Below are 19,100 nucleotides of genomic sequence, written 5' to 3'. Positions count from 1 at the left end.
TCTCCTCGGTGGCCCATACACCTAACGCCGCTAGAACTCCGCTCTCGCTCCAATGTGCCACGACCGTCCGGCCAACGGCGCGATGTCCTTCAGCGGCGATGCGTGTTGACGCGCATCTTCATCGAGCAGGTTCGTTCCGCGAAGGAACAGGAACACGCTCGTCGATCCCACAGGCACTCGATAGCTCGCATCCACTTCGGCCAGCGTGAAGCTCTCGGTCGGCAGTTCGTTCGTCGCGACCTTGTCCTGCGTATCGTAGTAGAACGCTTGCGCCCCGATGTGCCACGCGTCCTGATCGTAGTGCACGCCTGCGCCGAAGCGTAGAGGCGGAATCTGCGGCAGGTCTTCGCCGTTATCGAGCTTGCCACGCACATAGTCCGACGCGAGACGCAGGCCCAAGTGGCGGTTGCCGTCATCGATCAGCGGCACGTTCAACTCCGCCTCGAAGCCGTGGAACTTCGCGCCGTTCTGAAGATAGACATACACCGGCAGATCATCCTCGATGTCGCCCGTCGGGGAGGCATAGATGTAATCGGTGTAGTCGTTGTAGTAGGCGCTCAGGGTCCAGTTGATGCCTTCGCCCGTGTGACGCAGCGACAGATCCGCCGTCACCGATGTTTCCTGATCCAGGTTCGCATCGCCGACCTCGAAGCGTTGCGCGGCGATGTGCGGGCCGTTGGCGTACAACTCGGCGGCCTGCGGGTTGCGTTGAGTGCGCGTCAGGTTCAGCGCTAGGGCCTGATCTTCCGCGAAATCCCACACTCCACCGGCAGACAAGCTGACGGCAGTTTCGTCGTAATTGGGCAATTCAGCGTCGACGTCGATCTTCTGCTGCTCGGCTCGCGCGCCCAGCTCGACAGTGAAGTCATCGAAGTGACGTTCTTCGAACGCGAACACGCTCAGCGTCTTGGTTTTCGAGCTCGGCACGAACGCTTCGTCGCCGATGGCCTCGAAATCCACGTTGACGTACTGCAGACCCGTCGTGCCGCGCCAGCCCGAGCCGAATGCATGATCGGCGGTGAAGCGCAGCTCGTAGGCGTCCTGGTTGAAGACGGTGCCGGGCTCGCCGGGCGCTTCGAACTCGGTGTGCGTGTAATCGTTGTACGCACCCGTCAGGCGCAGCTTGTTGAACACGCCGTCCAGATCGAGCTCGGCCTTGCCGTCGAAGCGATCCTGCTTCATATCGATGAAGGCTTCTTCTTCGCCGGGGATGCCGTACGTCGTTTCGTAACGGCTATACGACAAGCCGCCGAGCGCGTTCTGGCCGATGTACGAGCCGCCGATCGCGCCACCGCTTGCTTCGCCCGCCGTGTTTGGAATGTGGCCGCGGACGTTGTCCGGCTCTTCGCCGGCTTCGATCAGCTGACGGCGCAGAGCGTCCGACTGCGTGAAGCCGGGGATCTCCACATCGTCGGTCTCGCGATCGAAATAGTCGGCGTGGAAAGCGAAGTTGCCCGCGCCGCCATCGAGGCTGAAAGCGCCGGTGCGTTCGTCACTGGCCGTATCGTGGCGAACTTCGGCGGCGCCGGTGATCACCTTCTCCGGCACTTCCGTGGGCACGCGGGTGCTGACGACATTCACCAATCCGCCCGACGCACCGCTGCCATACAGAAGCGCGGCCGGGCCTTTGATGATTTCGATCTGCTGCGACACCACCGATTCCAGCGTGACGGCGTGATCCTGACTGAGACTGGAAACATCGAGCGACGCCAGGCCGTCTTGCAGGACCTGCACACGATCGCCGCTGAGGCCGCGAATCACCGGCCGGCTGGCGCTCGGGCCGAAGTAGGTGGAGCTGACGCCCAGCTCGCTCGACAACGTCTCGCCGAGGCTGCCGGCGATCTGTCGGCGCAGCTCGTCACCGCCAACGACGGTGGTCGGTTGCGCGACGTCGAGTGGGTTTTCGCGCAAGGCCGAGGACGTGACGACGACTTCCTCGGTTTTGGTTTCCTGAGACAAAGCGGCATGACTGACCAACAACGCGGCCACGCCCACGCGCAACAAATGAGAACGACGCATGACGAAACATTCCTGAATAACTGCAGCGACCTCGCGGTCGAATTGGTCGACGCACGAGCAACGACCCCACCGCTTCGGGTGAGGAATGACTACGGACTGCGAGTTATCGAGGCGGTGCGCGCGGTTGCGCGGTGACGGTGGGGCGGAAGGAAACAGAAGCTGCGGCAACCGGAGCTACATAAGTCGTGACAGTGACGGCGGTAACCGCCGCGTAGCTCTGTTTCGGGGCATCGATCAGGCCGTCGAAGGCGGCACAGTAGCCGCAGGCCGGGCCGTGGGCGCCAAATGTTTTGACCGTATCGTCGTGCCGGTGCACGACGTGGGCGATCGAATCCACGGCAAACGCCAGCAACAGAGTGACGAGCATTGCTCGCACCCATGCCGATGGATTTCTTGCCAGATGGAAAATGGACATAGCGCCAGAACGAAAAGCCGAGGGGCTGGAGAACACCTCGATCACGTAAGCTAACGGAGGACCTGTCTCTTGCCAAGCACAATACACCGCGATCCTGGCCAAAGCCTGAGCACGTAGGGCTTTGTGGGGCGGGAGCAACTGGCGCTTGCCGACCGCCTTAGGCCATAATCCGAGCGTCGCAATCAGGCCGCAGCCCCACTAATTCATTTTGGCGCAAGCTATTTTGGCGCGAGTGTTTTTGACCGTTCCCTCCGTGTCCGCCACAACTTCAAGCCGGTGCTCCGGCGCCCCGCTGTGAAGCTGTCAGGCGATAACCTCGCGGCCAGCCTGTCGCGGCAGCTCTCGTCGATCTATCTGATCTCCGGCGACGAGCCCCTGTTGGTCAACGAAGCGGCCGATGCCGTGCGCGCGCGCGCCCGCAGCCAGGGCTTCACCGAGCGCGAACTGCATGTGGTCGAGCGCGGCTTCGACTGGCAGGCGCTGCTTTCCAACAGCAAAGCCATGTCGTTGTTCGCCGAGCGCAAGATCATCGAGATCCGGATGACCAATCCGACGCCGGGCGAGCAGGGCGCCGACGCCATCATCGAGCTGGCGACCGAGCCCTCGGCCGACAATCTGGTGCTGATCGTCACCGGCAAGATGGACGGTCGCGTGGCGGGCTCGCGTTGGGTCAGCGCCATCGAAAAGCATGGCGTGGTCGTGCAGATCTGGCCGCTCGAGCTGGCGCGTCTGCCGGCGTGGATCCGCGATCGCCTCGCCAAACAGAACCTGAAAGCCGATGCCGAAGCGGCGTCGCTGCTGGCCGAGCGCGTCGAAGGCAATCTGCTGGCCGCCCATCAGGAAGTCGAAAAGCTGGCGTTGTTGTTGCCGCCAGGCGCGGTCACCGCGGACACCATCGTCGATGCGGTCGCCGACAGTGCGCGTTTCGATGTTTTGCAGCTCGGCGATGCGGCGATGAAAGGAAACGCAGCGCGAGCCCTGCGCGTGCTGGAAGGATTGCGCGGCGAAGATGTCGAGCCGCCGATCGTGCTCTGGGCGCTCAACAAGGATTTGCAGTGGATCGCGCGCTGCCAGCATCTGATGCGTCGAGGCCAGAGTTCCGACAGCGCCATGAACGCGCTTTACGTGTGGCGCAATCGTCAGCCGGCGATGAAACATGCGTTGTCACGGCTGAAGCCGAAGACGGTGCGAGAGCTGCTGCTCAGCGCCGAGCGCGCCGATCGCATGATCAAGGGCGTGATCCGCAGCGACCCCTGGCTGGAATTCGAGCGTCTGGTGGCCGGGCTCGCCGGCGTCCGACTCGCGACCGCCGCCTGACCTTCATGACCTTCCCCGCATGACGACGATCGGTATTTTCGGCGGCACCTTCGATCCGATTCATTTCGGTCATCTGCGCACCGCCTTTGAATTGCTGCAAGCGCTGCGCTTGAACGAAATGCGCTTCATGCCGGCCGGCACGCCGCCGCATCGTGACACCACGGTGGCGGATGCCGAGCAGCGTCTGGCCATGGTCAAAGCCGCGACCGAGGGCCAGCCGGGCTTCACCGTCGACGATCGCGAGATCCGGCGCGAAGGACTGTCTTATTCGGTCGATACCATGCGGACCTTGCGAGCGGACTTTCCCGACCACTCGCTGTGCCTGATCGTCGGCATGGACGCATTTTTAGGCTTGCCGAAATGGCACCAGTGGCGTGAACTGCTGGAGCTGGCGCACCTGGTCGTGGCCCACCGCCCCGGCTGGCGCGCGCCGAGCATGGGGCCGTTGGGCGAGCTGCTGGTGGATCGCGGCACGGGCCGCATCAACGATCTGCACGAGCAGCGCGCCGGATGCATTTACATTCACGCGGTGACGCAGCTGGAAATCTCGTCCACTGAAGTGCGCAAGTTGATCGCGATGGGTCGCGATCCGCGCTATCTGATGCCCGATTCGGTCCGGGCGATCATCGAACAGACCGGCTGTTACAAGTCGCAACCCAAGAGGTGAGCATGGCCGTCAAGCGAGCGAAAACTTCCCGACCCAGTGCCGGCGCCAAGAAGAAGGCTTCTTCCAAAGCGCCTGCCAATGTGACCAAGCTGAGCACTGCCCGTAAGAAGCTCGCGAGCCAGGGCCCAACCACTGCCCGTAAGAAGAAGGCCGCTGCCAGCAAGGCGCCGGCGGTGACGGCTCCGAAGCAGCAGCCGGTGGTTTCGGTCGTGGAGCACGCGCTCGATGAGATGAAGGCCGTGAATGTGAAGGTGCTGGCGGTGAACAAGCTCACCGACATCACCGACACCATGATCATCGCCAGCGGCAACTCCGATCGTCACGTGCGTTCGATCGCCGATCGGGTGGTCGAGCACGCGAAGAAGGCGGGCTTCCGGCCGATGGGCGTGGAAGGCGAGCGCGACGGCGAGTGGGTGCTGGTCGATATGGGCGACGTGATCGTGCACATCATGCTGCCGAAGGTGCGCGAGTTCTACCGGCTCGAAAGCCTGTGGGACGTGAGCGCCGCCCGCCGCGAAGCGGCCGAGCAGAGCGCCTGATTCCAGAGCTATGAATAACTCATGCGGCTGATCGTCGTAGCCGCTGGAACCAGGCTGCCTGACTGGGTCAACGCCGGTTTCGAGGAATACGCGGGCCGGTTCACGCGCGATTACAAGCTCGAACTAAAAGAAATCGCGCTCGGCCAGCGCGCCGGGTCCAGCCCGCCGGCGCAGGCCATCGCCAAAGAAGGCGAGAAGATGCTCGCCGCCATCCCGCAAGGCGCTTACGTCGTGGCCCTGCAGGTCGGCGGCAAGAACATTTCCAGCGAACAGCTCGCGCAGTTTTTGCAGCAGCGCGCGCGTGACGGCCGCGACGTCGTGTTCTGCATCGGTGGGCCCGAAGGCTTGGCGCCCGAAGTCGATGCGAAAGCCGAGTTCAAGTGGTCGCTGTCAGCCCTGACTTTGCCGCATGCCCTGGCACGCGTCGTTGTCGCCGAGGCGTTGTATCGCGCGGTGATGATTATCAAGGGTCATCCGTACCACCGGGCGTGATCAAACTTTCAACCGCGCCATCTCCGCAACCGCGGAAGCAACGGTGGGAAACCGCTCAGCGGGCTCTTTGGCGAGCATCCCATCGATCAGGCGCTGGAACCGACTGAACGACTCCGGCAGCACCGGAATCGGGTCATTCCGATGTGATTGTATGATCCCGATCACCGAGGTTCCCTTGAACGGCCGCTGCCCGGTGAGCATCTCGTAGAACATGATGCCCAGGCTGTAGATGTCGCTGCGCTGATCGACCTCGGCGCCCTCGGCCTGTTCGGGGCTGATGTAATAAGGCGAGCCGCGCACTTCACCGGCGTTGGTGTGCGAAGTGCCCAGATGTTTGGCGAGGCCGAAGTCGATGAGCACGATGCGCCCATCGGGCCGCATCATCACATTGGCGGGCTTCAGATCGCGATGACATAGGTTGGCCGCGTGCACGACCTGCAGGGCCGCCGCGATCTGCAGAAAAATATCCACGCTGTCTTTCGCTGTCATCAAGTTGCGGATGCGCAGCTCGAGGCTGCCGCCGGGGAAATACTCGGTGACGATGTAACGGAAGTCCTCGCCGTGGCCCCAGTCGTAAACGTCGACGATGGCCGGATGTTTGATGCGCATCAGCAGCTCGCGCTCGCGCTCGAAGCGCTCTTCTTCGCCGGCTTCGAGGCTCGACAGCGGACCGGTGCGCAGCACCTTGATGGCCACGTTGTGACCTAACTCCACCGACAACGCCACGTGCACCTCGGACTTCGGCGAGCGTGCGATGGTTTGCAGGAACCGATACCCGGCAATGATCGGAAACGCCGCGCGCTGCCGGCTGACGGGCATTTTTTTATCCTCGGGGCGCATCCTTCACCCTACTCAAGTTCATCGATTCGAAACGTTGACTCGACATCGGTCGCGGCAATGTATAGAACATCCTAAGTTGAATCCCTCAGCACCCCGGTTGAGACTGGCGCAGTCGCAAACGAAGGTGAGGAGGTTATGATAGGAAGCGGCCACGGCATTGGCCAGGATGGGATCGAAGGTATGGCGATAGTCATGGAGTCCAGTTACTCGATCGACGCCAGCGCGAACCTCATTAGACTCAAAGTCTGGGGCGAGTTGACGGCGGAATCGTTGATGGAGTTGCTGAATCAGGCACGCGCCGATCCGGAATATGTTCCGGGCATGCACACCATCGCCGACTACCGCGAGGCGTACGGCAACTGGGACTACAGCGAAATCCAGCGTTTCCGCGACTACCTGGTGCACATCGCAGTCCCCTGCGAAGTGCGCTGGGCCGCAATTTTCAAACCTGGCAACCTGGCCGCCGCCGGCCATGTGCTGATCCTGATCAGCGAGGCGGTCGGCTCTGACATAAAGTTGCGCATGTTCGAGGAGCCGGCCGCGGCCCTGCGCTGGGTGCGCGGGGAGGACCGCCCGGAAGCCAGCATGAGTTACGAATTCTTGAACGGCCGGGTCGAGGTGCGCACCGGCGATATTACCGGCCTCAAGGTCGATGCGGTCGTGAACGCGGCCAATTCCTCCTTGCTCGGCGGCGGCGGCGTCGATGGCGCCATCCATCGGCGCGGCGGTCAGGAAATCCTGCGGGCCTGTCAGGAGCTGCGCGAAACCTGCTATCCGCGCGGCCTGCCGGCCGGTGAGGCGGTGCTGACGACGGCGGGCAATCTGCCGGCGCGTTACGTGATTCATACCGTCGGACCGGTGTGGGGGCGGGATCAGCAGCCCGATACGCTGCTCGCGTCCTGTTACAAGAAATCCATTGCGCTGGCGGCGAATCATGCGCTCGGCTCGGTGGCGTTCCCGGCGATTTCCACCGGCGCCTATGGCTACCCGAAGGACGAGGCGGCGGCAATCGCATCCACTGCGATCAGCGAGGCCCTGTCGCAGGCCGACGCGATCGAGCGGGTGTCGCTGGTGTTCTTCTCGGACGCCGACCTGGACGTGTTCCTGGCGAACCAGCAATTCTAAGCGGCACCAGCCGAGGGTACAGGAGGTAGCTCATCCTGTATCCTTCGGCGCATGTCAGTACCTGCAACTTCATCCGCCAAGCCGTTGATCTATTTGGCCTCGGCGTCCCCTCGCCGTAGCGCCTTGCTGACCCAGATCGGGGTCGCGCACCGCGTCGCGCCGGTGGCTGTCGACGAGTCCGTGGCCGGGGCCGAGGCGCCGGAAAAATATGTCACACGGCTTGCCGCCCTGAAGGCCGACACGCTCTGGGACAACCTCCCTCCGGACCAGCGGCTGCCGGTGCTGGGTTCGGATACGACAGTTGTGGTCGACCGTAGCATCCTCGGCAAGCCGGCCAACGAAGACGACTGTGTCCGCATGCTCCAGCTGTTGTCCGGGCGGACGCACCAGGTGCACACCGCCGTCGCCGTCCGCAGCGCTCGCGGCAGCGAAGTGCGCCTGAGCGTCAGCGACGTGACTTTTCGCGAGCTGACAGCGGCGGAGATGCGGGCGTACTGGCGCACCGGCGAACCCGCCGATAAAGCCGGCGGCTATGCCGTTCAGGGGCGAGGCGCCGTGTTCATCCGCCATATCGCCGGCAGTTACTCCGGCATCATGGGGTTGCCGTTGTTCGAAACCGCCGAATTGTTGGCCGCGCACCGGATTGCCAGTGAGGTTCAAGGATGACGGCCGAGATCCTCATCAACATCAGCCCCCGCGAGGCGCGCGCCGCCCTGGTCGAAAACGGCGTGCTGCAGGAGATCTTCCTGGAACGGGCCAACAAGCGCGGGCTCATCAGCAATATTTACAAGGGACGGGTGTCGCGCGTGCTGCCTGGCATGCAGGCGGCGTTCGTCGACATCGGCCTGGAGCGCACCGCGTTCTTACATGCGTCGGACATCGTGCATCCGGCGGTGGGCGAAAACGGCAGCCCCGATCAGCCGGTGGACGAGGGGCGCACGCCGGATATTCAGACATTAGTCAGCGAAGGTGGCGAAATATTGGTCCAGGTGCTGAAGGACCCGCTAGGTACCAAGGGCGCGCGCCTGACGACGTTCATCACGATTCCGTCGCGTTATCTGGTGTACATGCCCAAAGGGCGTGGCATCGGAATCTCGGCGCGCATCGAAGATGAGGCTGAGCGGCAGCGTCTGCGCGAAGCCGCGAGCCTGTTCGTGCGGCCCGATGAACCCGGCGGTTATATCGTGCGTACTGCTGCTGAGGGCGCGACGCCAGACGCGTTGCGCGCCGACATGATGTTCCTGCAGAAATTGTGGAGCGTGCTCAGCGAGAAGGCGGCCGGCACGCGGCCGGGCAACCTGGTGCACGAGGATCTGCCGCTGCCGGTGCGCGTCATGCGCGATGTGGTGTCCACCGGCATCGAACACGTCGGTGTCGATCAGCCCGAGACCCATCAACGCATGCTCGAATTCGCGCGCACCTTCATGCCGGAGATGACCGAGCGCATCGAGCTGTACAAGGGCGAGCGGCCGATTTTCGATCTGTACGGCGTCGAGGAGGAAATCCAGAAATCGCTGGAGCGCAAGGTGCCGCTGAAGAGCGGCGGGCATCTGATCTTCGACCAGACCGAATCGATGACCACCATCGATGTGAACACCGGCGCGTATGTCGGCCAGCGCTCGCTCGAAGAGACGATTTTCCGGACCAATCTGGAAGCGGCGGTCGCGATCGCGCGCCAGCTGCGCCTGCGCAACCTGGGCGGCATCATCATCATCGACTTCATCGACATGGAAGAAGAGGAGCATCGCAAGCAGGTGCTGCAGGCGCTGGAGAAGTCGCTGGCCGCCGATCATGCGAAGAATCACATTTCCTCCGTGTCGCCGCTCGGCCTGGTCGAGATGACGCGCAAGCGCACGCGCGAGAGCCTTGAACATATGCTGTGTTCGGCGTGTCCAACGTGCGAAGGACGCGGTTTCGTCAAGACGACGGAAACAGTTTGTTACGAGATCTTCCGAGAGATTCTGCGACAGTCGCGCCAGTTCCAGTTCCAGGAACTGATGGTGCTCGCGCATCAGGATGTGATCGAGCGGCTCCTCGACGAGGAGTCGGCGGCGCTGGCCGAGCTGGAAGTGCACACCGGCAAGCCCATCCGTCTTCAGACCGAAGCGCTGTACCAGCAGGATCAGTACGATGTGGTGTTGATGTGACGCCAGTGTGATGCCGTCCGGTAATGTCTTTAAGTCCACGCAAAGTTGTTAAATGGCTGTTCGGCACGCTGGTGGTGCTGGCCATGCTCGTGGGCCTGTTGTTCGCCACGTTCGGCTTCATCGTCGGGCGCGTGCCGGAATATCGAGTACAGCTGCAGGACTGGATCGGCGAGCGCAGCGGCCTGATCGTCGAGTTCCGGACCTTGAGCGCGCGCTTGCGATTCTACGGACCGGAGCTGGTGTTCGATGACGCCGTCGTGCGCACACCGGATCGCACACGCACGTTGTTCGTTGCCCGGAGGGGCAGCGTCGGTTTCGATCTGTGGACCTCCATCGTCAATCGTCGTTTGACGGGCGGACGCTTCGCGCTCGAGGCGCCGGAGATCGCGCTGATCCGCACGCGCGAAGGCAAGATTCAATTGTTGGGTCAGAGCGCGCTGCCGGAGCGCGAGATCAAGCCGATTGCGTTGGAGCAATTGCCGACCGGCCGCTTCGTCGTGCACGACGCCGTGGTCAGTTTTCGCGACGCCATCACGGGGCGCGGACCTTGGTCGCTGTCGGGTGTGAGTTTCGAGCTCGCGCGCAGCACGGACTCGATGGAACTGAACGGCACCGCGTCCTTGCCGAAAACCCTCGGCGACGAACTGAAATTCTCGGCGACGGCGGAAGGTGCGCTCGAAAATTCCGCCGCGCTGCTCTCTACCTTCGATGTGCAAGGAGCCAAGCTGGATCTGGCGGGCTGGGCCGATTTGCTCCCCGATGCGTGGCCGGCACCGGAGAGCGGGCACGGTGCTATCCGCGTGAGCGGCACATTGAAAGGCGCGGAGTTGCTGCAACTGTCAGCGGCTGTCGATGTCGGCCAGCTCACCACCGAGTTGCCAGTGTGGACGATTCCACTGCCGACGGCCGCGCCGCTGGTGCCGCCGGTGCCGGACGATCCGCCGAAACGCGCACCCAAGCATCCCATCGAGCCGGAACCTGCCATCGTCGAACCGGAACCCGCGCCGCCTGCGCCGCAAATCTTGAGCTATTCGCGACTGGCATTCGCACTCAACGCGCAGAAGTCGGGCAATCAGTGGAGCGTCACGCTGTCGGACATCGATGCGACTCGCACCGACTCGTCGTGGCAGGCCAGGAAGATCGCGGCACGCTGGTCGCGCAACGCTCAGGGCATGCTCAACGTCAGCGGCGAAGCAGATCGCATCGTGCTCGGCAACGTCTGGCCCTGGCTCGTGTATCTGCCGGAGAGCGAAGCGCTCGCACGTGTACGTGCGATGCAGACCACCGGTGCATTGACGGATGTGAAGTTCTCGTTCGCGCGCACCGCCCCCGACGTGCCCGCCAAATACTCGGTGGAAACGAAGCTCGAAGAGGTGGGATTCGCGCCGGTGTTGCGCACGCCCGGGCTCACGCGCATCAGCGGCAGGCTCGACGCCAACGATCACGCCGGCCAACTGCATCTGGCGAGCAAGGATATCGAGTTCAATCTGCCGCGGACGTTTCGCGGTGTGCTGGGTGCAGCGTCGGCCGAGGGCGTGGTGTCGTGGGAGCGCAATGACGCGGGGCTGATCGTAAGCACCGATCAGCTACGTATGCAGGGCGAAGACGGTCGCGCCGTCGCGCGCATGCATCTGACCCTGCCGAGCGATGGCACGTCGCCGGTGTTGGATCTGTTCGCGCAGGGGGAGGATCTGAAGATCGGCGCGACCCACAAATATCTGCCGGCCGACAAGCTCGGGCCGAAGACGCTCGAATGGTTCGATCGAGCCTTGCTCGACGGTCGCATCTCTACCGCGGAGTTCACATACAAGGGGCCGATGCGTCAGTTCCCGTTCCGTAAGAACGAGGGAACATTCCTGGCGCGCGCGCAGGTCGAGAACGCGCTGTTCGATTATCAGGAAGGCTGGCAGCCGGCGCGTGAACTGAAGGCTGAAGTCGAGTTCCGGAATCAAGGCATGCGGGTGCACGCGACCTCTGCGATGGTTGGCAATCTGCGCATGAACGAGGCGACTGCCGAGATTGCCGATTTCCGCCAGAACGAGCTGTCGATCAAGGCGGCGGCCGCGAGCGATCTGGATGCCGGGCTCTCGTTCCTGCGCAACAGCCCGATCGGCCCACGCCTCGGCGAAACATTCGCGCGCTTGGGCGGGCGAGGGCCGATGACCGCGGACGTGCGTTTGGACCTGCCGCTGCGGCATCTCGACGATCGCAGGATCGATGTCATCGCGCGCTTTGCCGATGCGACAGTGACGATGCAGAAAATCTCGGCGCCGGTGCAGTCGCTGACTGGCGAGCTGAGAGTCAAGAACGCATTGATCGCCGAAGCTGACTTGAAAGGCCGGTTCCTGGGCGGTCCGCTCACCGTGAAGATCGATCAGCAGAGCGCGACAGCTGCACAGCTGGATGCACAAGGCCACGCACAGGCAACTGAGCTTCATTCATTGTTCTCGTTGCCCGCGACGGTGAAGCTCGCTGGCGACACCGACTATCACGTCAGCATGCCGATCGCGAGCGGCGATAGCGAAGCCGCCCAACGCCGCAACATCAGAATCGATTCCAACCTGCGCGGACTCGGTGTGACTTTGCCGCAGCCGCTGGGCAAGGGCGTCGCGGATGAGCGGCCGTTGCAGGTGGCTTTGGAAATAGACGACGAGCAGATTCTTTCGCGCACCGCTTATGGCGATGTGCGGGCGTTGATCCGGATGCGTCAGTCCGACGACGGCTGGACGCTCGATCGCGGCGGTGTGCGGGCCGATGCGGTGGCGCCGGCGCTGCCCGGTCATCGCGGTCTGCGCATCGAAGGTAACGTGCAACGTTTCGTTCTGGATGACTGGCTGGCGCTGCGAGGCGCCGATTCAAATCCTGGCGCCGCGCCGCGCGACGACGACGGCCCGAAGCTGTCGGACTATCTGCAGGCGGCGAACGTGCGAGTGGCCGATTTTCAGATCTTCGGTTATCGCTTCGCCGATTTACGTGGCGTGCTGCAGTCGACTCAGAGCGGCTGGCGCGTCGATGTGAGCGGCGATAACGCGGCGGGCCAGGTGTTGATTCCCGAGTCGTTCACGGGATCGCAGCCGCTGCGCGCGACGATGGAGCGACTGGTCATCAACAAGGCGCCGGCTCCGGAAGGCGCGCCGCCAGATGACAATGAGGACGCCCTGGATCCACGCAATCTGCCGAACATGCAAATTTACGTGGGCAACGTGCTTCTCGGCACACGCGTGCTTGGCGCAGTCGATTTGAAAGCGACGCGAGTTCCGCAAGGCATTCGCTTCGACAACGCAACCATCCTCGCCGAATCGGTGCGCGCCGAGGCGAAGGGTGAATGGTTTACCACCGTTGACGGGCCGCGTTCGACGTTGAACGCCTCCATCGAAAGCAAGGATGTCGCCGCGACGCTCAAAGCGCTGAGCTATACGCCGTTCCTCGAAGCCAGGCGTGGCGCGATCAAAGCGGACCTTGCGTGGAATGGCGGTTACGACAGCAACATTCTCGAGCATGCATCGGGCGCGATTCGCATCGAGGCGGAGACCGGGCAGATTGTGAATTTGCAGCCGGGCGCGGGTCGCGTGCTCGGATTGTTCAGCGTGGGTGCGCTACCGCGTCGCCTCGCGCTCGACTTCAGCGACCTCACTGAGAAAGGCCTGGCGTTCGACACCATTCATGGCGATTTCGAATTACGCGACGGCAATGCGTTCACGAACAATCTGCTGTTGCGAGGTCCGGCTGCGGAAATCGGTATGGCTGGCCGCACTGGTTTGGGCTCGCGCGACTACGATCAAACCGCGGTCGTGACTGGAAATCTCGGCGCTTCGTTGCCAGTGGCGGGCGCGCTGGCGGGCGGGCCCGTCGTGGGCGCGGCGGTGTTGCTGTTCTCGCAAGTCTTCAAAGAGCCCCTCAAAGGCATCACCCGCGGCTACTATCGAATCACCGGACCCTGGGATGCCCCAGTGGTGGAACGGGTCGATGCGGCAGACGCCAAGGCGGAAGTAACGGGTGACGACTAATCCTATGATCAAAAGCGGCCAAGGCCCTTTTGATGAGCCCGGCAAAAGGCGCGACTTTTGCCGGACTCCCATTCGAGCCGCTGTACTGCAAATGACCTCGGCGCCGGAGGTCGAAGCCAATCTCACGATGGCGCGCGTCCTGTTGGAGCGTGCGCGCGCCGAAGGTGTGACGCTGGCGGCGCTGCCTGAAAACTTTGCCATCATGGGCCGCAAGGAGACCGACAAGGTCGAAGTGGCCGAAACTCCCGGCGAGGGGCCCATTCAGGCGTTTCTAGGCCACTGCGCGCGTGAGCTCGGCTTGTGGATCATCGGCGGCACGATTCCGCTGCGCGTCGACAACGAGCCTGAGCGCGTCGCCTCGGCGTCGCTGGTGTTCGACGATCACGGCCGCTGTCTGGGGCGCTACGACAAGATTCATCTGTTCGACGTCGGCATTCCTAATCACGACGCGCCTCAGCGCGACGAGCGCTATCGGGAATCTGCCACTGTCGCTCCAGGCAGTCAGCCCACGGTCGTGCCCACGCCATTTGGCAGAATTGGCATGGCGGTCTGTTACGACGTGCGCTTTCCCGAGCTGTTCCGCGTGCTGTCGGAGCGGGGGGCGGAAATCCTTAGCCTGCCTTCAGCGTTTACCGCACCCACGGGTAAGGCACATTGGGAATTGTTGATGCGCGCGCGGGCGGTTGAGAATCTGTGCTACATCCTGGCCCCAGCACAAAGTGGCATCCACCCCAATGGGCGGGAGACCTGGGGAGACTCGCTCATCGTGGATCCCTGGGGCCAGGTGCTTTCTCGAGTCGCCGAGGCCGGTCCCGGCCTTGCAGTGGCGGAAATCGACCGCACTGTGCAACAAGAGCTCCGCGAACGATTCCCTGCCTTGTCGCATCGGCGTTTTACAATCGCGCCGCCGTCTTTAAATCTCGCGGACTGATTACGAGGACCCGCCACGCGCATGAGCACCACGACCACCGCCGTTCACGACCGTCTGCATCTGGAGCTGCCCAAGGCGTTCGACGCGTCGCAGCCGCTGGATGTGGCGCGTCAGGCCATCCTCGCGCCGTCGGGGCTGGATGAAAACCGCATCGCCGGCGTGCTCGGCAGCGTCATGGGCTACAGCGTCGATTACGCCGATTTGTATTTTCAGCTGAGCCGCGAGGAATCATGGTCGCTGGAAGATGGCATCGTCAAAGACGGCTCGCACAGCATCGAGCAGGGCGTCGGCGTGCGTGCGCTCGCGGGTGAGAAGACCGGCTTCGCATATTCCGATGAGATCGTGTTGCCGGCGCTGACCGAAGCTTCGATGGCGGCGCGTGCGATTGCTCGCAGCGGAGCAAACAAATCCATGCAGGCCTGGCGCTCGACCGCGGGTCATCAGTTGTATCTGCCGTTCGATCCGCTGGAAGGCTTGAGCGATACCGACAAAGTGCAATTGCTCGAGCGTGTCGATCGCGAAGCGCGTCGAATCGATTCGCGCGTGACGCAGGTGATGGCGAGCCTCTCCGGTGCGCACGAGGTGGTGCTGGTGATGGCGAGCGACGGCACCGTCGCCGCCGACGTGCGTCCGTTGGTGCGCATGAATGTTTCTGTGATCGTCGAGAAAGACGGTCGGCGCGAACAGGGTTATGCGGGCACGGGCGGCCGTTACGGCTTCGCCAAGTTCCTGGAAAAAGATCGCTGGAAAGAGCTGGTGCACGAAGCGGTGCGCAGCGCGCTGGTGAATGTCGACGCGGTTCCTGCGCCGGCGGGCACGATGACCGTCGTGCTCGGCCCGGGTTGGCCCGGCGTGTTGTTGCATGAGGCCGTGGGCCACGGCCTGGAAGGCGACTTTAACCGCAAGGGCACGTCGGCGTTCTCCGGCCGCATCGGCGAACAAGTGGCTTCCGAGCTTTGCACCATCGTCGACGACGGCACGCTCGGCTCGCGCCGTGGCTCGCTGAACATCGACGACGAAGGGGTGCCGACTCAGTGCACGACGCTCATCGAGAACGGCATCCTGCGCGGTTACATGCAGGACAAGCTGAACGCGCGGCTGATGGGTGTCGCGCCGACGGGCAACGGCCGTCGCGAATCGTTTGCGCACATGACCATGCCGCGCATGACGAATACATACATGCTGGCCGGCAAGCACGACCCGCAGGAGATCATCGGCTCGGTGCAGAAGGGCCTGTATTGCCGCAACTTCGGCGGCGGCCAGGTGGATATCACTTCCGGCAAGTTCGTGTTCTCCGCCAGCGAGGCTTATCTGATCGAGAACGGCAAGCTGGGCGCGCCGGTGCGCGGCGCCACGCTGATCGGCAACGGTCCCGAGGTCATGCGCCGGGTGTCCATGGTCGGCAACGATCTGAAGCTGGACGAAGGCGTGGGGACCTGCGGCAAGGAAGGGCAGGACATCCCGGTCGGTGTCGGTCAGCCGACTTTGCGCGTCGATGGTTTGACGGTCGGCGGCACCGCCGCCTAGTCCTTAGGTCTGACAGTTTCCCGGGACGGTGGCCGCGCTGCTAGGATGGCGCGGTCGCTGGCTGTGCTGCTTTCCTTATGTGGATTTCTCGTCCCATCTACGAGCTGCTGCCCTACCTGTACATGCTGGCAGGCGCCGGCCTGTTGGCCGCGGCGTGGCTGGTCGACGCTGGAATCTGGTCCAGCCTGTTTCTCGTGGTCGGGGCGCTGAGCCTGATGGGCGGGCTGGTGTTATGGCTGCGCCGGAAGGATTATCGAACCAAGCAGGCCGAGTACGACAGCCGCTCGCTCGACGACAAGATCTGAGCCGCGCTAGAGACTAGCGACCGCCTCCGAACTCATTCGCCCGCTGCTCTTCCTCTTCGTCCTCACGCTCCGCCCGCTCCTCGAGCGAGCCGCCTTCCTGCGCTAACGTCGCCGCGTGACCGCGATCCGGGCCGTCATGCAGGGGTGCCGCGTCGTCGTCCATTTCGTGGAACGCCGTGCGGCTGCGGTTGGTGCGCTCGTCGAAATACATGATTTCGTGCTGACCGATCTGCACCACGTCGCCGTCGTTCAGCATGCGGCGGCGGACGCGCTTGGAGCGCACGTAAATGCCATTGGTGCTGTTCAGGTCTTCGAGCACCGAGGTATGAATCGAAGTGATGATCTGCGCGTGATGACGGCTGATGTATTTGCTGTCGATCTGCAGATCGTTGTCGGGTGTGCGGCCGATGATGAACCGTCCCGGCGTGAGCTCGCGCTCCGCGATGGTCTGGCCGTTGAAGCCGACCAGGATGCGACCGAGCACGATACGGCGCGAACCGGCGGCCGGTTCTTCACCGCCATTCATGCCACTGTGCATGCCGCCGTTCATGCCGCCAGGCATGCCATGCAGCGCCTGCAATTTCACAGAACGTTCGGCGTATTCCACCCACTGCAGCTCTTCGACCGCCGCTTTCACATCGTCGACCGTTACCGAGGGGCGATCCTGCGCGAACGCAGCCATCATCGCGGTGTCGGCGAGTGTGTTCACCAGGCGCGGCACGCCGCCGGTATAGCGATAAATCAGCGGGAATGTTTCCGGATCGAAAATCTGCCGTCCCTGCGAGCCGGCCACCTCCAGACGATGCTGGATATAGGCGGCCATGTCGGTCTTGGACAGCGCGGTCAGATGGAAGCGCAGGCGGATACGCTGCGCCAGCTGCACCAGGCCGGGGCCGTTGAGCTTGTCGTTCAGCTCCGGCTGGCCGGCGAGAATGATGCGCAGGACCTTCTCTTTGGTGGTCTCCACGCCCGAGAGCATGCGGATCTCTTCCAGCACCTTATGTGAAAGATTCTGCGCTTCGTCGACGATCAGCAGCACGCGGCGGCCGTTGGCGTATTGCTCGACCAGGAACTCGTTCAAGGTCGAGAGCAGCTCGGCCTTTTTCATCTTGAACGGCGAAAAGCCGAACTGCACCAGCACGCTCTGCAGGAATTCGATGGCGGTGACCTGGGTCTGATTGATCTGCGCCACCACCACGTCCTTCTCCAGCTCCTTGAGGAAGGTCTCGATCAGGGTGGTCTTGCCCGAGCCGATCTCGCCGGTGATGACGACGAAGCCGTCGGTGAACCAAATGGTGGACTCCATGTACGCCTTGGCGCGCGCATGGTGCTTGGACAGGTACAGGAACTGCGGGTCCGGGGTCAGCCGGAACGGCAACTCGTGCAGCTTGAACAGTTCTAGATACATGCAGTTGGGTATCTGGTCCGTGGCCTGTCGAGGGCTTGGTGGGCAGGCGCCCCGGGAGCCCGCCGTCGAGGCGATGCAAGTTTACGCAAGAACCGGCGCCGGACACAAAAACACCGGCGCGATTCACCAGAATCTGGCGATTGGCCGGCGGTTCCCGCTCGAGTTACATCTTCAGCCGGAGCAACTGCTGCAATGCCCGGTCCCTGGCGGTCGGCGATGGGGCGTTGATGGTGCAATGTCCGAGCTTGCGGTTGGGCCGCGGTTCTTTCCCGTAGCTGTGAAAGTGTACGCCCGACACCCGCAGAATGTTCCCGAGCTCGGGGATGCTACCGATGAAGTTCATCATCGCCGAGTGACCGTTCGGACGGGTGCTTCCGAGCGGCAATCCCAGAATGGCGCGCACGTGATTTTCGAACTGACTGGTCTGCGCGCCCTCGATGGTCCAGTGTCCGGAGTTGTGCACGCGGGGCGCCATTTCGTTGGCGATCAGCTTGCCCCCGCGCACGAAGAACTCGATGGTGAGCACGCCGGCGTAGTCCAGATGTTTCAACAGCCGGCGCATGTATGTTTCCGCCTGCTTCTGCAAAGAGGCGTTGCGATACGGCGCGATTGAATAGCGCAAAATGCCTTGCGAATGGGTGTTCGCCGACAGCGGATAAAACAAAGTTTCGCCACGCGTGCTACGCACGCCGATGATGGAAACCTCGCGCGAGAAATCGACGAAGCCTTCGTAGATCAGCGGCACGCTGCCGAGCGTCTGCCAGGCAGTTTCGATGTCGGAGGCTTTCTTCAGATAGAACTGGCCGCGGCCGTCATAGCCAAGCCGGCGAGTCTTGAGCACGCCGGGCAGGCCGATGTTTTCGACGGCGGCACGCAGGTCTTCGATCGAATCGACCGCCATGAACTCGGGCGTCGGAATCTTCAATTGCCGGAACAATGTTTTCTCGTGCAGCCGGTCCTGCGACGCGCCGAGCGCTTGCACCGGCGGCAGGAAAGGTTTCTTGGCGGCAACCGGCTCGACCGCGGCGACCGGCACGTTCTCGACATCGAAGGTCACGACATCGACTTCGTCGGCCAGCTCCGCAAGCTTGGCAGCATCGTCGAAGGCGCCGGGAATGATCCGGCCGACCTGGCCGCCGGGCGCATCGCTGCTCTGATCCAGGAATACGAAGCGCAAGCCGAGCGGATAGCCCGCCAGGGCCAGCATGCGTCCCAGCTGGCCCGCACCGATAATGCCGATTTTCATGGCCGGGAAACGGAAGTGATGGACGGGTCGGGATTGGCCAGCACGGTCGCGGTCTGGTCCGCCCGGAACTTGTCGAGCGCGGTACGCACCGGCTCGTATTTGTTGGCGAGGATGG

General features: G+C 63.1%; 16 protein-coding genes and 1 pseudogene. 11 read left to right on the top strand and 6 right to left on the bottom strand.

The genetic code is table 11. The features are described 5' to 3' along the window. Window positions 1–30: 30 nt before the first annotated feature. Window positions 31–2,019: a TonB-dependent receptor gene (locus GYH35_RS05920; protein ID WP_161827881.1), complete on the bottom strand. Its 1,989-nt coding sequence runs from the start codon at window positions 2,017–2,019 to the stop codon at window positions 31–33. Window positions 2,020–2,122: 103 nt separating this feature from the next. Then, complete coding sequence (locus GYH35_RS05915) at window positions 2,123–2,386, bottom strand: DUF2946 family protein (protein WP_161827880.1); 264 nt, start codon at window positions 2,384–2,386, stop codon at window positions 2,123–2,125. A 342-nt stretch (window positions 2,387–2,728) separates the two neighbouring features. Here GYH35_RS05915 and holA point away from each other — a divergent pair, with 342 nt between their 5' ends. The 4 genes from holA to rlmH are packed head-to-tail and all read left to right on the top strand — an operon-like array spanning window position 2,729 to window position 5,449. Then, the gene (holA, locus tag GYH35_RS05910; RefSeq protein ID WP_161827879.1) at window positions 2,729–3,751 is read left to right on the top strand and encodes a DNA polymerase III subunit delta; all 1,023 of its coding nucleotides are present in this window, start codon (window positions 2,729–2,731) and stop codon (window positions 3,749–3,751) included. A gap of 19 nt (window positions 3,752–3,770) precedes the next feature. Then, window positions 3,771–4,418, top strand: a complete 648-nt coding sequence (gene nadD, locus GYH35_RS05905; RefSeq protein WP_116812021.1) for a nicotinate-nucleotide adenylyltransferase — start codon at window positions 3,771–3,773, stop codon at window positions 4,416–4,418. A gap of 2 nt (window positions 4,419–4,420) precedes the next feature. Next, window positions 4,421–4,957, top strand: a complete 537-nt coding sequence (rsfS, locus tag GYH35_RS05900; protein ID WP_161814748.1) for a ribosome silencing factor — start codon at window positions 4,421–4,423, stop codon at window positions 4,955–4,957. A 21-nt stretch (window positions 4,958–4,978) separates the two neighbouring features. Then, window positions 4,979–5,449 carry a 23S rRNA (pseudouridine(1915)-N(3))-methyltransferase RlmH gene (gene rlmH, locus GYH35_RS05895; protein ID WP_161814747.1) on the top strand — a complete coding sequence of 157 codons (471 nt, stop codon included), beginning with the start codon at window positions 4,979–4,981 and terminating at the stop codon, window positions 5,447–5,449. Here the strand turns inward: rlmH and GYH35_RS05890 are convergent, their stop codons facing one another. Next, window positions 5,450–6,268, bottom strand: a complete 819-nt coding sequence (locus GYH35_RS05890; RefSeq protein WP_161827878.1) for a serine/threonine protein kinase — start codon at window positions 6,266–6,268, stop codon at window positions 5,450–5,452. A gap of 342 nt (window positions 6,269–6,610) precedes the next feature. Here GYH35_RS05890 and GYH35_RS05885 point away from each other — a divergent pair, with 342 nt between their 5' ends. From GYH35_RS05885 to GYH35_RS05855, 7 genes are all read left to right on the top strand, one after another. Beyond that, a complete protein-coding gene (locus tag GYH35_RS05885) occupies window positions 6,611–7,414 on the top strand; it encodes an O-acetyl-ADP-ribose deacetylase (protein WP_202624097.1) in 804 nt (267 codons plus the stop codon). Window positions 7,415–7,465: 51 nt separating this feature from the next. Further along, window positions 7,466–8,080 (top strand): Maf family protein, encoded by a 615-nt coding sequence (locus GYH35_RS05880; protein ID WP_161827877.1) that lies wholly within the window; start codon window positions 7,466–7,468, stop codon window positions 8,078–8,080. Then, on the top strand, window positions 8,077–9,561 hold the full coding sequence (gene rng, locus GYH35_RS05875; protein WP_161814744.1) for a ribonuclease G: 1,485 nt from the start codon (window positions 8,077–8,079) through the stop codon (window positions 9,559–9,561). The genes GYH35_RS05880 and rng overlap by 4 nt, the downstream gene beginning before the upstream one ends. Before the next feature lie 23 nt (window positions 9,562–9,584). Then, window positions 9,585–13,568, top strand: a complete 3,984-nt coding sequence (locus GYH35_RS05870) for a YhdP family protein (RefSeq protein WP_161827876.1) — start codon at window positions 9,585–9,587, stop codon at window positions 13,566–13,568. Between the two features lie 4 nt (window positions 13,569–13,572). After that, window positions 13,573–14,499 (top strand): carbon-nitrogen hydrolase family protein, encoded by a 927-nt coding sequence (locus GYH35_RS05865; RefSeq protein ID WP_161827875.1) that lies wholly within the window; start codon window positions 13,573–13,575, stop codon window positions 14,497–14,499. A gap of 21 nt (window positions 14,500–14,520) precedes the next feature. Beyond that, complete coding sequence (gene tldD / locus GYH35_RS05860; RefSeq protein WP_161814741.1) at window positions 14,521–16,026, top strand: metalloprotease TldD; 1,506 nt, start codon at window positions 14,521–14,523, stop codon at window positions 16,024–16,026. A gap of 77 nt (window positions 16,027–16,103) precedes the next feature. Next, the gene (locus GYH35_RS05855; RefSeq protein WP_161827874.1) at window positions 16,104–16,331 is read left to right on the top strand and encodes a hypothetical protein; all 228 of its coding nucleotides are present in this window, start codon (window positions 16,104–16,106) and stop codon (window positions 16,329–16,331) included. A 13-nt stretch (window positions 16,332–16,344) separates the two neighbouring features. Here the strand turns inward: GYH35_RS05855 and GYH35_RS05850 are convergent, their stop codons facing one another. From GYH35_RS05850 to GYH35_RS34795, 3 genes and pseudogenes are all read right to left on the bottom strand, one after another. Beyond that, window positions 16,345–17,739 carry an AAA family ATPase gene (locus GYH35_RS05850; RefSeq protein ID WP_161827873.1) on the bottom strand — a complete coding sequence of 465 codons (1,395 nt, stop codon included), beginning with the start codon at window positions 17,737–17,739 and terminating at the stop codon, window positions 16,345–16,347. A gap of 163 nt (window positions 17,740–17,902) precedes the next feature. Next, window positions 17,903–18,985 carry a 5-(carboxyamino)imidazole ribonucleotide synthase gene (locus GYH35_RS05845; protein WP_161827872.1) on the bottom strand — a complete coding sequence of 361 codons (1,083 nt, stop codon included), beginning with the start codon at window positions 18,983–18,985 and terminating at the stop codon, window positions 17,903–17,905. Beyond that, window positions 18,982–19,100: pseudogene (locus GYH35_RS34795) on the bottom strand (hypothetical protein); the annotation flags it as partial. The gene GYH35_RS05845 and the pseudogene GYH35_RS34795, both read right to left, overlap by 4 nt.

The organism is Steroidobacter agaridevorans (assembly GCF_009932555.1).
Classification (GTDB): Bacteria; Pseudomonadota; Gammaproteobacteria; order Steroidobacterales; family Steroidobacteraceae; genus Steroidobacter; species Steroidobacter agaridevorans.
The sequence above is the reverse complement of the archived record's forward strand: the minus strand, read 5'-3'. Positions and strand labels throughout refer to the sequence as shown.